The organism is Streptomyces sp. BRA346, from assembly GCF_052851135.1.
The window spans coordinates 121,626-135,770 of sequence record NZ_JAIWIH010000011.1 but is presented as its reverse complement, the minus strand read 5'-3'; the positions used below and the strand labels follow the sequence as shown (position 1 = coordinate 135,770).

The window sequence follows — 14,145 nt, the reverse complement described above, 5'->3', positions numbered from 1 at the left end:
AGGAACCTCGACCACATCATCTGATGCGGACGGGGTATCAACATATCTGGCGTTGACTTTTGGCACGCTGTTGAGTTCTCAAGGAACGGACGCTTCCTTTGAAACCGTATCACCGGTCTCTCCGGGCTCTTCCCTCCGGCCTTTCAGCCTTTCGGCTTTCCAGCCTTTCGTGTTTCCAACCTTACCAGATCCGTTTTCCGTTCCGTTTCCGGTCCGAATTCCGTTTCCGGTGGCCTGTTGGGGGCCTTTTGCCTTTCGGCTGTCTTGACTTTAGCAGAGTCGCATCGGCCGACCTAATCGGCTTCGCGATTACCTGCGGGGGTCAAAGTGCTCCGCTGGAATTCCCTTCCAGACCGGAGCGGTTCAGATGCCAACGGCTGCTGAGCAACGTACCACGCCGCTCATCGCAACCGTTAAAATCTACCTCCCCACATGGCCCGTGTCAACGGGTTTCGGGGAGATGAACACCGTACCAGGTCAGCGGGGCGCTCCGCACATCACCCGAAGGACGACGGCGGGGTCTCCAACTCCTCCAGTTCGATGCCCGGGGCCGCGAGTACCACGTCGCCGGCGATGTGAACCGTGTGCTGCTCACCCGTGTCCAACTCGCTGACCTGGTACTCGTCCACGGTGAGCGGGCCGCTGTCGGTCTCGTGCACCGTACTGCCGAGCAGGGCCCAGGACTGGTCGAGGGTGCGGGGGGCGAGGACCGGGTCGGTGAAGGCGACGAGGCGGACGCGTACCGGCCCCGTGCCGGGTTCGAGCCGGAGCATGCGGGAGAGGGCGACGAGGAACGCCGGGGAGGTGCCGGTGAACGCGTGGGCCTGGGTGTTGCCCTCGGTCGCGTGCTCTCCGGACGGGTCCGTACGGACCCAGGTCACGCCCTCCATCGCGCCGCCGCGAATCCGCCAGCTCGCGGCGTGCAGCTCCAGGCGGAGGGGACGGCCGAGTTCGTCGAGCGTGAGGTCCACGGAACCGGCGTGCTCGCCGGAGGGCGAGGTGCGCTGGGCGACGTAACGCCATCCGCTGGGGCCCGGCGCGCAGTGGAAGTGCTCTTCGCCGAGGGGCGCGTGGTCGTGGGTGTCGTGGAGGGAGTAGCGGCCGCGGGGCATGGTGAGGTCCTTGGGAATGGCTGGGGCCCGCCCGGCCGGAACGGCGCGGACGGGCCCTGGGGCCCCGCCGGTGCGGCGGGGCCGGTGACCGACGCTCGGCGCGCCGGCCGGGGCGATCAGTAGCGGTAGTGGTCGGGCTTGTACGGACCCTCGACCGGGACGCCGATGTAGTCGGCCTGCTCCTGGCGGAGCGTGGTCAGCTTGGCGCCGAGCGCTTCCAGGTGGAGCCGGGCGACCTTCTCGTCCAGGTGCTTGGGCAGCACGTACACGTCGGTCGGGTAGGACTCGGGCTTGGTGAACAGCTCGATCTGGGCGATGGTCTGGTCCGCGAAGGAGTTGGACATCACGAAGGACGGGTGACCGGTCGCGTTGCCCAGGTTCAGCAGACGGCCCTCGGAGAGCACGATGAGCTTCTTGCCCTCGGGGAACGTCCAGGTGTGGACCTGCGGCTTGACCTCGTCCTTGACGATCCCGGGGATCGCCGCGAGACCGGCCATGTCGATCTCGTTGTCGAAGTGGCCGATGTTCCCGACGATCGCCTGGTGCTTCATCTTGGCCATGTCGGTGGCCATGATGATGTCCTTGTTGCCCGTCGTGGTGATGAAGATGTCCGCGGTCTCCACCACGTCGTCCAGGGTGGCGACCTGGTAACCGTCCATCGCCGCCTGGAGCGCGCAGATCGGGTCGATCTCGGTGATGATGACGCGGGCGCCCTGGCCGCGCAGCGACTCCGCGCAGCCCTTGCCGACGTCGCCGTAGCCGCAGACGACCGCGACCTTGCCGCCGATCAGGACGTCGGTGGCGCGGTTGATGCCGTCGACCAGGGAGTGGCGGCAGCCGTACTTGTTGTCGAACTTCGACTTGGTCACCGCGTCGTTGACGTTGATCGCCGGGAAGAGCAGGGTGCCCTCCCGGTGCATCTCGTACAGACGGTGGACACCGGTGGTGGTCTCCTCCGTGACACCGCGGATCTCGGAGGCGAGCTGCGTCCACTTCTGCGGGCTCTCCGCGAGGGTGCGGTTCAGCAGCTCGAGGATGACGCGGTGCTCGTCGTTCTCGGCGGTGGAGACGTCAGGCGCGGCGCCCGCCTTCTCGTACTCGACGCCCTTGTGGACGAGGAGGGTGGCGTCGCCACCGTCGTCCAGGATCATGTTGGGGCCGCCGGTGGCGGTACCCGGCCAGGTCAGCGCCTGCTCGGTGCACCACCAGTACTCCTCCAGGGTCTCGCCCTTCCAGGCGAAGACCGGGATGCCCTGCGGGTTCTCCGGGGTGCCGTTCGGGCCGACCGCGATCGCGGCGGCCGCGTGGTCCTGGGTGGAGAAGATGTTGCAGGACGCCCAGCGGACCTGCGCGCCGAGCGCGGCCAGGGTCTCGATCAGGACCGCGGTCTGCACCGTCATGTGCAGCGAGCCGGTGATCCGGGCACCGGCCAGCGGCTGGGATGCGGCGTACTCCTTGCGAAGCGCCATCAGGCCGGGCATCTCGTGCTCGGCGAGGGTGATCTCCTTGCGACCGAAATCAGCCAGGGAGAGGTCGGCGACCTTGAAGTCCTGACCGGTGTCGGCTGTCGTCATGAGTGCTGCTCCTCATCGATCGGTTGGCGAGCGAGAGTGTTTCGGCTGGCCTGCGGGCAGCGGGCACGGTGTGTCCGGGAAGGTGTGTCTTAAATCGGACACACGTGTCCCCTTTGCTCGCAGCGCGCAGTCCGTCGGAGGCCCTCTCTCCCTCGGCCGACCCGCGGAACGGGCCGCCCGACCGCCATCAGCAGCGACGTCTGGCTCGCCCACGAATCTACACGCTGGGCGGGGTGAGCCCCAGCCCGCGGGGGTGTTCTTCGGCCCACGCCGCGGGACGGCGCCCCGCGGCGTACGGCGCACCGCATTGATCCCGTCCGCGGGTATTGCAGGATGCCGCCGGCACGGGGACGCTTGCACATTCCCGCGCTGCTCGGCGCGTTGACGGCGTTGTCCGCGCTGCCGAGGAAGCTGATCGTGACAAGGAGAACCACGTGACCAGTCCAGCCGATCCCCCCAACGGTGCGGGGGCCAGCGACAGTGCGGAGACCGGCGGGCCGGGGCTCAGACTGCTCGCCGTGACCGCCTGTCCGACCGGCATCGCCCACACCTATATGGCCGCCGAGAAGCTGGCGCAGGCCGCGGAAGCGCTCGGTCATCGTATGAAGGTGGAGACACAGGGCTCGATCGGGGCCGAGAACGTTCTGTCTGACAACGATGTCAGCGAGGCGGACGGGATCATCATCGCCGCCGACAAGGACGTCGACCGCAGCCGGTTCGTCGGGAAGAAGGTGCTCGTCGTCGGGGTGGCCGAGGGGATCCACCATCCGGAGCGGCTGATCGAGCGGGTGAGCGACGCGCCGGTGTATGAGGGGCGCGGGGGTGTTTCGGCCGCGTCGGGTGCCGGGACTGGTGCGGGTGCCGGTTCTGGTTCCGGTGAGGTGGGTGGCAGCGGCGGGCGTAAGGGGCGCGGTGTCACCTATAAGGCGCTCATGAACGGCGTCTCGTACATGATCCCGTTCGTGGTGGTCGGCGGTCTGCTGATCGCCGTCTCGCTCGCACTGGGCGGCGATACGACGTCCAAGGGGATCGTCATCCCCGACGACTCCTTCTGGAAGACCGTCAACGACATCGGCACCATCGGCTTCCAGCTGATGATCCCCGCCCTGTCCGGCTACATCGCGTACGCCGTCGCCGACCGGCCCGGGCTCGTGCCCGGCATGGTCGGCGGCTGGATCGCGGCCCATGGCGAGCTGTACGACAGCGAGGCGGGCGCCGGGTTCATCGGGGCGATCGTCACCGGCTTCCTGGCCGGGTACCTGGTGCAGGGGATCAAGAAGGTCCGGGTACCGAAGTTCGTCCAGCCGATCATGCCGATCATCGTGATCCCGATCGTGGCGACCTCGGCGCTCGGCCTCTTCTTCATCTACGTCCTCGGCAGGCCGATCGCCTGGGTCTTCGAGAACCTCACCGACTGGCTCGGCGGGCTGACCGGGACGAGCGCGGCGCTGCTCGGCATCATCCTCGGGCTGATGATCGCGTTCGACATGGGCGGACCGGTCAACAAGACGGCATTTCTCTTCGGCGCCGGGCTGGTGTCCAAGAACCCCGAGGTCATGGGCGCGTGCGCCGCGGCCATTCCGGTGCCGCCGCTGGGGCAGGGGCTGGCCACGCTGATCCGTCGCCGGATGTTCGACGACCAGGAGCGCGAGACCGGGCTCGCCGCCCTCTTCATGGGCTTCTTCGGCATCACCGAGGGTGCGATTCCGTTCGCCGCGGCGCGGCCCGCGCTGGTGATCCCGGCGAACATGCTCGGCGGTGCGGTCGCCGGGGCCATAGCCGGGCTGGCGGCGGTCGAGGACAGCGTGCCGCACGGAGGGCCCATCGTGGCGGTGCTCGGTGCGGTGAGCGGCGTGCCGATGTTCTTCGTGGCGGTGGTCGTCGGTACGGCCGTCACGGCGGTGGCTACGGTCGGGCTGATGTCCATGGGGGCGTTGCGGGTGCCGGGGCGGGGTGGTGCGGCGGCCGTGTCGGCTGGGTCGGCGGCTGCTTCCACCGGTGGTGTGGCTTCCGCTGTGGCCGCGCCGGTGTTGGTGGGGGGTGCGGGCGGTGCCTCGGGGGGTTCGTCCGGGGCTGCCTCCGCAGGCGCCGCTGCCGCCGCTCCTGCCGCTGGTGCGGGGCCGGTTGAGGGTGAGGTGCTGTCCGGGTATCTGACCGAGCAGACGGTCAAGGGGCAGCTGACCGCCGACCGCAAGGACGACGCCATCCGCGAGATGGCCGACCTGCTCGCCGCGAGCGGCAAGGTCGCGGACGCCGCGGAGCTGGTGCGGGTCGCGTTCGCCCGCGAGGACCAGGGCACCACCGGTCTCGGCGACGAGATCGCCATCCCGCACGCCAAGACGGACGCGGTGACGGCACCGGTCGTCGGCTTCGCCCGCTCCGCCGAAGGCATCGAATGGGGCGCGCCGGACGGTACGAAGGCTCGGCTGGTCTTCATGATCGCGGTGCCGGAGGCTGCGGCGGGGGATGAGCACCTGCGGATTCTGGCGCTGCTGTCGCGGAAGTTGATGGTTGCGGAGTTCCGGGAGCGGTTGGGTGGGGCTGCGGATGTGGGGGCGATTCTGGGGGTGTTGAGCGAGATCGAGTAGGTGGTGGGCGGGGTGGGTCTTTCCCCACCCCGCCCCTTCCCGAACCGGGGCTCCGCCCGACCCCGCCGGAGCTCCGCCCCTGGACCCCAGGCCCTGGGCCTCATCGCGGCGTTCGCTCCCGACCTCAGGCCGGGGCTGCGCCCCCGCCTGGGCGGCTTCGCCCGGGGTCCCGACGAAGGGCCAGCCCAGCGCTGGGCTGCATCCCTGTGCCTGTCGCTGTGCTCGCCCCCGCTCTCAGGCCCTGGGCGGCTGCCCCGGGGTTCGGCAAGGGGCCAGCCCTACGCCGGAGCGTCCCGATCCAGTAGGAGCCTCACCGGGGGGCTGCCTCCCGGTCCCCGCATCCGTTCCTGTGCCTTCTGGGGGCCGCGGCCCCCAGGCTTCGGTGCAGCTACCCGCGCCCTGCACTGTGCGCGGCCTTGGCTCCGGACCCGCGAAGCCACCGGGCCGTGGCGTCCCCGGGCGGTGCGTCGGGGCTCCCTGCCGTGGGAGCACGGCAGCCGGGCGGTGGGCTTGGGGGAGGCGGGGTGGCGTGCGTTCGCGAGGGGCTTCGGCACGGGACCCGAATGCGATCGCCCCGGCCGTTGGGCGCGGGGCGATCGGGGGTCAGGTTGTGGCGGGGCGGAGGATGTCCGGTTCCAGGTAGATCACTCGCGCGATCGGGACCGCCTCGCGGATGCGGGCTTCCGCCGCGTCGATCGCGCGGGCGACGTCGGCCGCACTGTCGTCGTGCTGGACCGCGATCTTGGCGGCGACCAGGAGTTCCTCGGGGCCGAGGTGGAGGGTGCGCATGTGGATCAGGCCCGTGACGGTCTGACCGTCGACGGCCGCTTCGCGGATCTTGGCGACCTGGTCGATGTCGGCCGCTTCGCCCAGCAGGAGGGACTTCGTCTCGGCCGCGAGGACGAGGGCGATCAGGACCAGCAGGACACCGATGCACATGGTGCCGATGCCGTCCCAGACGCCGTTGCCGGTGGCGAGGGCGAGGCCGACGCCGCCGAGGGCGAGGATGAGGCCGACCAGGGCGCCGAGGTCCTCCAGGAGGACGACCGGCAGCTCGGGGGCCTTGGCGCGGCGGACGAACTGGGACCAGGTCAGCTTGCCGCGGACCTCGTTGGACTCCTTGATGGCCGTACGGAACGAGAAGCCCTCCGCGATGATCGCGAAGACGAGCACGCCGACCGGCCAGTACCAGTGTTCCAGCTCATGCGGGTGCTTGATCTTCTCGTAGCCCTCGTACAGCGCGAAGATGCCGCCGATGGTGAACAGCACGATGGAGACGAGGAAGCCGTAGATGTAGCGCTCGCGACCGTAGCCGAAGGGGTGCTCGGGGGTCGCGGCGCGCTTGGCCTGTTTGCCGCCGAGGAGCAGCAGTCCCTGGTTGCCCGAGTCGGCCAGCGAGTGCACGCCTTCGGCGAGCATCGACGACGAGCCGCTGAAAGCGAACGCCACGAACTTGGCTGCGGCGATGGCCAGGTTGGCGCCCAGCGCGGCAACAATCGCCTTGGTTCCGCCTGATGCACTCATTTGTGCCGAATGTCCCTTCCCGCTCATGGCAGTTTTGCTTGAGCTTTACTGCCGCTACGGCGGGCCATTGTTCCAGCCCGCCGCAGGAGCTTGAATTCAGGCGGTCAGTGTGGCCCGGAACACAGTGCCGTCGCCGGTCACGGTGATCTCCTCGCCCGCCCCGACGAAGGCGGATTCGCCGCGTGCCAGCCGTAGTTCATCGTCACCGCGGAGCGAAACCTCGCCCGCGACGCACAGCAGGATCTGCGGGCCGGAGGACGGCAGCCGACGGGGGGCGGCGCCCTCCGCCAGGACGTAGCGGGAGAGCCGGAACTCGTCGATCGGGGTGGTGTACAGCTCCTCGCCGGAGGGGTCCTCCTCGGGACGCAGTACGGCCGGGGCGTCGCTCTCGAAGCGGACGATGCGGAGCAGTTCGGGGACGTCGACGTGCTTGGGCGTGAGGCCGCAGCGCAGCACGTTGTCGGAGTTGGCCATGATCTCGACGCCGAGTCCGTCGAGATAGGCGTGCGGGACGCCCGCGCCCAGGTACAGCGCCTCACCGGGCTGAAGCGTGACGAAGTTGAGCAGCATCGCGGCGATCACGCCGGGGTCGCCCGGGTAGTGCCGGGCGATGGTGGCGTACGCCGCGTACGCCGCGGCGCCCGGGCCGTCGAGTGCGCCAAGGCGTTCGGCGGCGGCCGCGGCCTGGTGCACGGTCTCGGCGATCGCCTCACGGTCGGCGGTCAGCACGGCCGTCAGCACCTCGCGCAGGGCGTGCGACTCCGGGTGGGCGTGCAGGATGTCGACGTACGGCTTGAGGGAGTCGACCTCAAGTCCGGCCAGCAGCGAGGCGGCCTCGTCGGGGTCGCGGAAGCCGCACAGCCCGTCGAACGGGGTGAGGGCGCAGATCAGCTCGGGCTTGTGGTTGGCGTCCTTGTAGTTGCGGTGCGGGGCGTCCACCGGGACGCCGCGGGCCTCCTCGTCCGCGAAGCCCTCCTTCGCCTGCGCGAGGTCCGGATGCACCTGGAGGGAGAGCGGCGAGGCCGCGGCGAGCACCTTGAGGAGGAACGGCAGCCGCGGCCCGAAGGCCCGTACGGCGCCCGCGCCCAGCTCGCGCTCCGGATCGGCCGCGATCACGTCGGACAGCGCGACGGAGCCCTCGCCGCGGTCGAGACGGGACGGCGCCCCGGGGTGTGCGCCCATCCACATCTCGGCCTGCGGCTCGCCGGTCGGCGGGGTGCCCAGCAGCTCGGGGATGGCGGTGCGGGAGCCCCAGGCGTAGGGGCGCACGGTGTTGACGAGGCGGTCCATGCGGTGCGGTTCCTGACTGTCCGGGCGATGGGATGCCGATTTCCGGGTTTCCGGGCGCGGGTTTCCGGGCGCGGGTTTCCGGCACGGGTACGGCGCGGGCCGCTCAGAGGCTCGCGTACGGCCTCAAGTTCTATCCGCCGCAGCAAGCGCGAGGTAAACGGCGGCGAAATCCGTGATGGCGAGAAGTTCGGCCGCGCGCTCCAGCGGGCTTCCCTCGTCCGGTTCCAGCTCGCTGAACGCCGTCTCGTGCGCCAGCGCGAGTTCGCGGGCCGCCGGGACGGCCGAGACGGGGCCCACCGGCTCGTCGTGCAGCAGCACGATCCGGGCGCGCAGCGCCTCCGGCTCCTCCACCCGGTCGCGGAAGAAGTCATCCGGGTCGGCCCCGCCCGCGAAGGCCCCCGCCAGCAGCGTGCCGTGCGCGGCCAGCGCGCCGGGCAGGTCGGCGGCGAGCGCGGGGCGCCCGGCGAGCGACGCGAGCAGCCCCGCGAAGCGCCGTCCGGTCGCGGCGGCCACCGGGCCCTCGGTCCACAGCAGCGGAAGCGCCCCGGCCAGCTCGGCCGCGAGCGTCTTCGCGGGGTTGGTGTACGTGGCGATGGCCGGGCCGCAGCGCTCGGCGACCCGGTCCAGCCGATCCGCCACCTGCTGGAGCGCGGCGGGCGGCGCCGAGATCAGGCCGATCCGGTCGACGAGCATGAGCAGCGGGGTCAGCAGCGCCCACAGCGTGCCGGGCAGGGCGGGGCCGGTGACCTCGTCCGGTGCGGTGCCGGGCGGCTCTATGTGCGGCGGGGTGGTGTGGTGGGGGTGCCCGCCGGAGGGGGCGGGCTCGTCCAGAGCGCCTTCGGGGGGTGGGCCCTGGGGGTGGTCTTCGGGGCGTGTGGGGGTGGCGGCCGTATTCGGGGGCTCGTCGGGTGGGGGCGTCCCGTACGGCGCGGGGCCGGTGCCGGTGCCGGGCGGACCGTACGCGGACGTGGCCAGCGGCACCATCAGGCCGCGCGCCTGTGCCACCGCGCCCGCCAGCGGCGAGTGCCCCGGAGCCACCGCGACCAGCGCGCAGCCCCGGCGGTACGCCTGCTCCACGAGGCGCGGCAGCCCCGGCTCCGTACCGTCCGGCGTCGCGATGACCAGCAGGTCCAGCGGGCCCGCCCAGCCGGGCAGCGCCCAGCGCAGCGCGCCGGGGGCCGGTGCGACGCCGGTCGGGCCGATCAGGCTCACCGGGATGTTGCCGCCGCTGAGCGCGCCGAGGAGATCGGCGGTGCAGCTTCCCGCCGCCCCCGGGCCCGCGACCAGGACGGCGCGCGGCCGTCCGTCCGGCTTCAGGTCCGCTACGCCCGCGTCGGCGGCGTGCCTCGCTGCGGTACGGACCCTGGCGCCGGATTCTGCGGCCCCGCGCAGCAGCCCACAGGTGTCGGCCCGGGCGAGGGCCTCCGGGGCGTCCAGGAGGGATTCGTCGAGCAAGGAGCTACGGCCTCCGATCGCCGTGGGTGGCGGTGCGGGCTGGCGGTGCGGGCTGGATGCGGTGTGCGTCGCGTCGGCGGGTGTCGTCAGGCCGGGCGGCGGGCCTCGTCCACGAGCAGGACCGGGATGCCGTCCCGGACGGGGTACGCCAGACCGCATCCCTTGCCATCCGTGCACACCAGCTCAAGGGTCTCCTCGGCCTCTTCCTCGCGGAGCGGGGCGTGGCACGCCGGGCAGGCGAGAATCTCCAGAAGACCGGCTTCGAGCGGCATGGGGTGTCCCTTCGGATGTGGTCCAGCCGGACGTGGGTCCGGCGTGGTCAGGGTACCGCCGGGGGTGGCTGTGCCGTGGGCGGTGGGCCATGCCGGGGCGGCTCGTGGGTCGGGGGTTTCCCCACCCCGCCCCTTCCCGAAACCGGGGCTCCGCCCCGGACCCCGTTGCGGGGGCTCCGCCCCCTGCACCCCCGCAGGGGCTCCGCCCCAGGACCCCGCTCCTCAAACGCCGGAGGCGCTGGAGGGTGGGGCATCGCCGCCCGCGGCCTCCGTTCCTCAAACGCGGGAGGGGCTGGAGGATCGGACATATCCGCCCCGGGCACAGGGGGCTGGGAGTGGGGCATCTCCGCCCCGGGCCCCGCGCCTCAAACGCCGGAGGCGCTGGGGGTCACCCCCGGAGGGGCTGGGAGTGCCCGTCGCGCGGCGACGTCGGGCGGGTGGCGGCGGTCCTTGGCGCGGACGACGCGCCCCGAGCGCAGGCCTCTGAAGGGGATGGGCCCCCCGCGTGGGGCCCGCGCCTTGCCTCCGCTCACGCTGAGACGTGCCCCCTGGAGGCGCTGGCCCCCGCGGGGCGCGGGGGCGGCACGGCGGCTGGGGGGCTGCCCGGGCTCGGGTATGCCGCGGGGCCGGTCCCTGGCCGGTGGGGTGTGCAGGCCGTCGGTGGCCCGGCGGGGCGGGACAGCCCGGCCGCCACACCGCCGGAAGACCGGGCGCCAGGCCACCGCGCCGCCGGGCCGCCCAGCGGCGCGCTCTCCCGCAACCGGCTGCTGGAGCGGGTGTGGGAGTACGGCTGGGGCGGGGACACCCAGGTCGCGGACCCACACCGTCAGGCCGCCGCAGCGCCGGGCCGCCGGGCGTCGGGCGGACCGCCAGGGCGCCACACCGTCGGGCCACCGGCCGCCGGAAGGCCAGACCACCGGGCCGTCGGGCGCCGGAAGACCGGGCCGCCGTCGGGTGGCCAGGCGTCGGGCCACCGGAGGACCGGCCTGCCGAGCCGCCAGGCCGTCGGGCCACCGGGCCTGCCGGTGACCTGGCCGCCAGGCGTCGGGCCGCCAGGCCGTTCGGGCTGCCGGGAAACCAGACCGCCGGGCCACCGGGAGACCGGACCGTCGCGCCACGGGGCGTCAGGCCGCCGGGCCGCCGGAAGGCCAGGTCACCGGGGCACCGGCGAACCAGGCCATCGCACCACGGGGCGTCGGGCCGCCTGGCCGTCAGGAGTCTGGCCGTCGGGCCGCCGGACCACCCGGCGGCACTCGGGGGCTAGGCGCGGACCGTGGTCAGGACCTCGTCTCGGATGCGGTCCGCGGTTTGGGCGTCGCGGGCTTCTACGTTCAGGCGCAGCAGGGGCTCGGTGTTGGAGGGGCGGAGGTTGAACCACCAGTCGGCGCTGGTGACCGTCAGGCCGTCCAGCTCGTCCAGGGCGATGCCCTCGGCCTTGCGGCCCTCGTAGGCGGCCTTGACGGCCTCCATGCGGCCGGTCTGGTCGGCGACGGTGCTGTTGATCTCGCCGGAGGCGGCGTAGCGGTCGTACTGCTCCACGAGCTGCGACAGGGGCTGCTGCCCGCCGCCGAGGGCGGCCAGGACGTGGAGGGCGGCGAGCATGCCGGTGTCGGCGTTCCAGAAGTCGCGGAAGTAGTAGTGCGCGGAGTGCTCGCCGCCGAAGATCGCGCCGGTGCGGGCCATCTCGGCCTTGATGAAGGAGTGGCCGACGCGGGTGCGGATGGGGGTGCCGCCGTTCTCCTTGACGACCTCGGGGACGGACCAGGAGGTGATGCAGTTGTGGATGACCGTCCCGCCCGGGTGCTTGGCCAGTTCGCGGGCGGCGACCAGGGCGGTGATCGCGGAGGGGGCCACCGGTTCGCCGCGCTCGTCGACGACGAAGCAGCGGTCGGCGTCGCCGTCGAAGGCGAGGCCGATGTCGGCGCCGGTCTCGCGGACGCGGGCCTGGAGGTCGACGATGTTCTTGGGGTCGAGGGGGTTGGCCTCGTGGTTGGGGAAGGTGCCGTCCAGCTCGAAGTAGAGGGCATCCAGCTCCAGCGGGAGCCCCTCGAAGACGGTGGGGACGGTGTGGCCGCCCATGCCGTTGCCCGCGTCCACGACGACCTTCAGCGGCCGGCTGGCGGTGAGGTCCACGAGGGTGCGCAGATGGGCGGCGTAGTCGGCGAGGACGTCGCGCTGGGTGATCGTGCCGGGGTCCGCGGCGGGCTCGGGGGCTCCGGTCTCGGCCCAGCCTTCGACCAGGGAGCGGATCTCGGCCAGGCCGGTGTCCTGGCCGACGGGCGCGGCGCCCGCCCGGCACATCTTGATGCCGTTGTACTGGGCGGGGTTGTGGCTGGCCGTGAACATCGCGCCGGGCAGGTCGAGGTGGCCGCTGGCGAAGTAGAGCTGGTCGGTCGAGCAGAGGCCGATCTCGGTCACGTTCACCCCGAGGGACGCGGCCCCGCGGGCGAAAGCACGCGACAGGCCCGGCGACGAGGGGCGCATGTCATGGCCGACGACGATCGCGGCCGCGCCGGTCACCCGGGTGAAGGCCGCACCGAACAGCTCGGCGAGCGGTTCGTCCCACTGGTCCGGGACCACACCGCGGATGTCGTACGCCTTCACGATCTGCGACAAGTCGGGCACAGCCAACCCCTTCTCGAGGTCCTTCTTACACGGAACTCAAAACTTACCCGTCGGACCTGGGCGGCAACTGTGAGGCTCACCTACCGGCCTACGGCAGCATCCAGCCCAGCAGGAACGACGACTGCGCGACGACGATCAGGCACATCAACAGCAACAGCCCCAGACTCCACGGCAGCACCTTCCGCAACAGATCCCCCTCACGCCCCTTGAGCCCCACCGCGGCGCACGCGATGGTGAGGTTCTGCGGGGAGATCATCTTGCCGAGGACGCCGCCCGAGCTGTTGGCCGCGGCGAGCAGGTCGGGCGAGAGCCCGGACTCGCGGGCGGCGGTGACCTGGAGGGCGCCGAAGAGGGCGTTGGCGGAGGTGTCCGAGCCGGAGACGGCGACGCCGAACCAGCCGAGCACCGGGGAGAGGAAGGCGAGCCCGGCCCCGGCCGCGGCGACGAAGTGGCCGATGGTGGCGGCCTGCCCGGAGAGGTTCATGACGTACGCGAGGGCGAGCACCGAGGTGACCGTGAGGATCGCGTGCCGCAGCTCGCGCACGGTGGCCGCCCACTCCCCCAGCGCGTCGCGTGCGGCGACCCGCAGGACGGCGGCGGTGGCGATGCCCGCGAGCAGGACGAGGGTGCCGCCGGTGGCGAGCAGGGGCAGCGCGAAGAGGTTGCCGCTGACCGGCTCCCCGTCGGGGTTGGCGACGTCCAGGAACGGCCAGTCGACGGTGCGGGTGGCCTTGGCCAACAGGTCCTTGACCGGGCCGATCTGGGCGAGGGAGAAGACCGCGACGATAAGCGCGTACGGGGCGTAGGCGCGCAGCACGTCGGGGCGCGGGTCCACGTGGTCCAGGTCGTCGCTGCGCACGCCGGTGAGGACGGCGGCGCGCACCGGTTCCTCGGCGGGCCGCCGGGCGGCGGGTACGGCGACGAGCGCGGCGGCGCCGACGAGCGCGGCGGCGATGTCGGCGAGTTGGACGGAGAGGTAGTTGGAGACGGCGAACTGGGCGACGGCGAAGGCGGTTCCGCAGACGAGCGCCGGTACCCAGGTCTCGCGCAGCCCGCGCCGCCCGTCGACCAGCACGACCAGCAGCAGGGGGACGACGAGGGCGAGCAGCGGGGTCTGCCGTCCGACGACGGAGGCGACGGACTCCAATGGCAGCCCGGTGACTTGAGCGAGCGTCACCACCGGGGTGGCCATGGCGCCGAAAGCGACGGGCGCGGTGTTGGCGACGAGTGCGACGACGGCGGCGCGCACCGGGTCGAAGCCGAGCGCCACGAGCATGACCGCGCAAATGGCCACCGGGGCGCCGAATCCCGCGAGGGCCTCCAGCAGCGCGCCGAAGCAAAAGGCGATGACGAGGGCTTGCACGCGGGGGTCGTCGGAGAGCCGCCCGAAGGAGCGGCGCAGGACGTCGAAGTGATCGGTGCGGACCGTCATCCGGTACACCCACAGGGCGTTGACGACGATCCACATGATGGGGAAGAGCCCGAAGAGCACGCCCTGCGCGCCGCTGGAGAGGGTCTGTCCGAGGGGCATCCCGTACGGGAGACAGGCGACGAGGACGGCGACGGCGAGGCCGATGGGCCCCGCGTAGTGGGCGCGCATCCGCACGCCGCCGAGCAGGGCGAGGACGGTGAGGAGAGGGAGGGTGGCGACGAGGGCGGAGAGGGTCAGCGAATCGGCGACGGGCTCCAGTTGCTGCACGAACAC

Annotated in this window: 10 protein-coding genes; 2 read left to right on the top strand and 8 right to left on the bottom strand. The window is 72.1% G+C overall.

Going from position 1 to position 14,145, the window contains the following annotated elements:
- A partial coding sequence (locus LCH29_RS16310; RefSeq protein ID WP_446462457.1) for a hypothetical protein occupies positions 1-268 on the top strand: 268 nt, incomplete at its 5' end.
- 229 nt (positions 269-497) lie between these two features.
- Here LCH29_RS16310 and LCH29_RS16305 read toward each other — a convergent pair.
- Complete coding sequence (locus tag LCH29_RS16305; protein WP_179934803.1) at positions 498-1,112, bottom strand: hypothetical protein; 615 nt, start codon at positions 1,110-1,112, stop codon at positions 498-500.
- A gap of 116 nt (positions 1,113-1,228) precedes the next feature.
- The gene (ahcY, locus tag LCH29_RS16300) at positions 1,229-2,686 is read right to left on the bottom strand and encodes an adenosylhomocysteinase (RefSeq protein ID WP_446462456.1); all 1,458 of its coding nucleotides are present in this window, start codon (positions 2,684-2,686) and stop codon (positions 1,229-1,231) included.
- 434 nt (positions 2,687-3,120) lie between these two features.
- Here ahcY and LCH29_RS16295 point away from each other — a divergent pair, with 434 nt between their 5' ends.
- Positions 3,121-5,274: a fructose-specific PTS transporter subunit EIIC gene (locus LCH29_RS16295; RefSeq protein ID WP_446462455.1), complete on the top strand. Its 2,154-nt coding sequence runs from the start codon at positions 3,121-3,123 to the stop codon at positions 5,272-5,274.
- Positions 5,275-5,877: 603 nt separating this feature from the next.
- On the opposite strand, the gene LCH29_RS16290 is transcribed toward LCH29_RS16295, so the two are convergent.
- The 6 genes from LCH29_RS16290 to LCH29_RS16265 all read right to left on the bottom strand — a co-directional run bounded on the left by LCH29_RS16290 (position 5,878) and on the right by LCH29_RS16265 (position 14,145).
- Positions 5,878-6,798, bottom strand: a complete 921-nt coding sequence (locus tag LCH29_RS16290) for a cation diffusion facilitator family transporter (protein ID WP_446462454.1) — start codon at positions 6,796-6,798, stop codon at positions 5,878-5,880.
- A 96-nt stretch (positions 6,799-6,894) separates the two neighbouring features.
- Complete coding sequence (gene manA / locus LCH29_RS16285; RefSeq protein ID WP_446462453.1) at positions 6,895-8,088, bottom strand: mannose-6-phosphate isomerase, class I; 1,194 nt, start codon at positions 8,086-8,088, stop codon at positions 6,895-6,897.
- Positions 8,089-8,211: 123 nt separating this feature from the next.
- On the bottom strand, positions 8,212-9,543 hold the full coding sequence (locus LCH29_RS16280) for an SIS domain-containing protein (protein ID WP_446462452.1): 1,332 nt from the start codon (positions 9,541-9,543) through the stop codon (positions 8,212-8,214).
- Between the two features lie 86 nt (positions 9,544-9,629).
- Positions 9,630-9,815 (bottom strand): Trm112 family protein, encoded by a 186-nt coding sequence (locus LCH29_RS16275; RefSeq protein WP_446462451.1) that lies wholly within the window; start codon positions 9,813-9,815, stop codon positions 9,630-9,632.
- 1,260 nt (positions 9,816-11,075) lie between these two features.
- The gene (locus LCH29_RS16270; RefSeq protein ID WP_446462450.1) at positions 11,076-12,440 is read right to left on the bottom strand and encodes a phosphomannomutase/phosphoglucomutase; all 1,365 of its coding nucleotides are present in this window, start codon (positions 12,438-12,440) and stop codon (positions 11,076-11,078) included.
- 88 nt (positions 12,441-12,528) lie between these two features.
- A complete protein-coding gene (locus LCH29_RS16265; RefSeq protein ID WP_446462449.1) occupies positions 12,529-14,145 on the bottom strand; it encodes an L-lactate permease in 1,617 nt (538 codons plus the stop codon).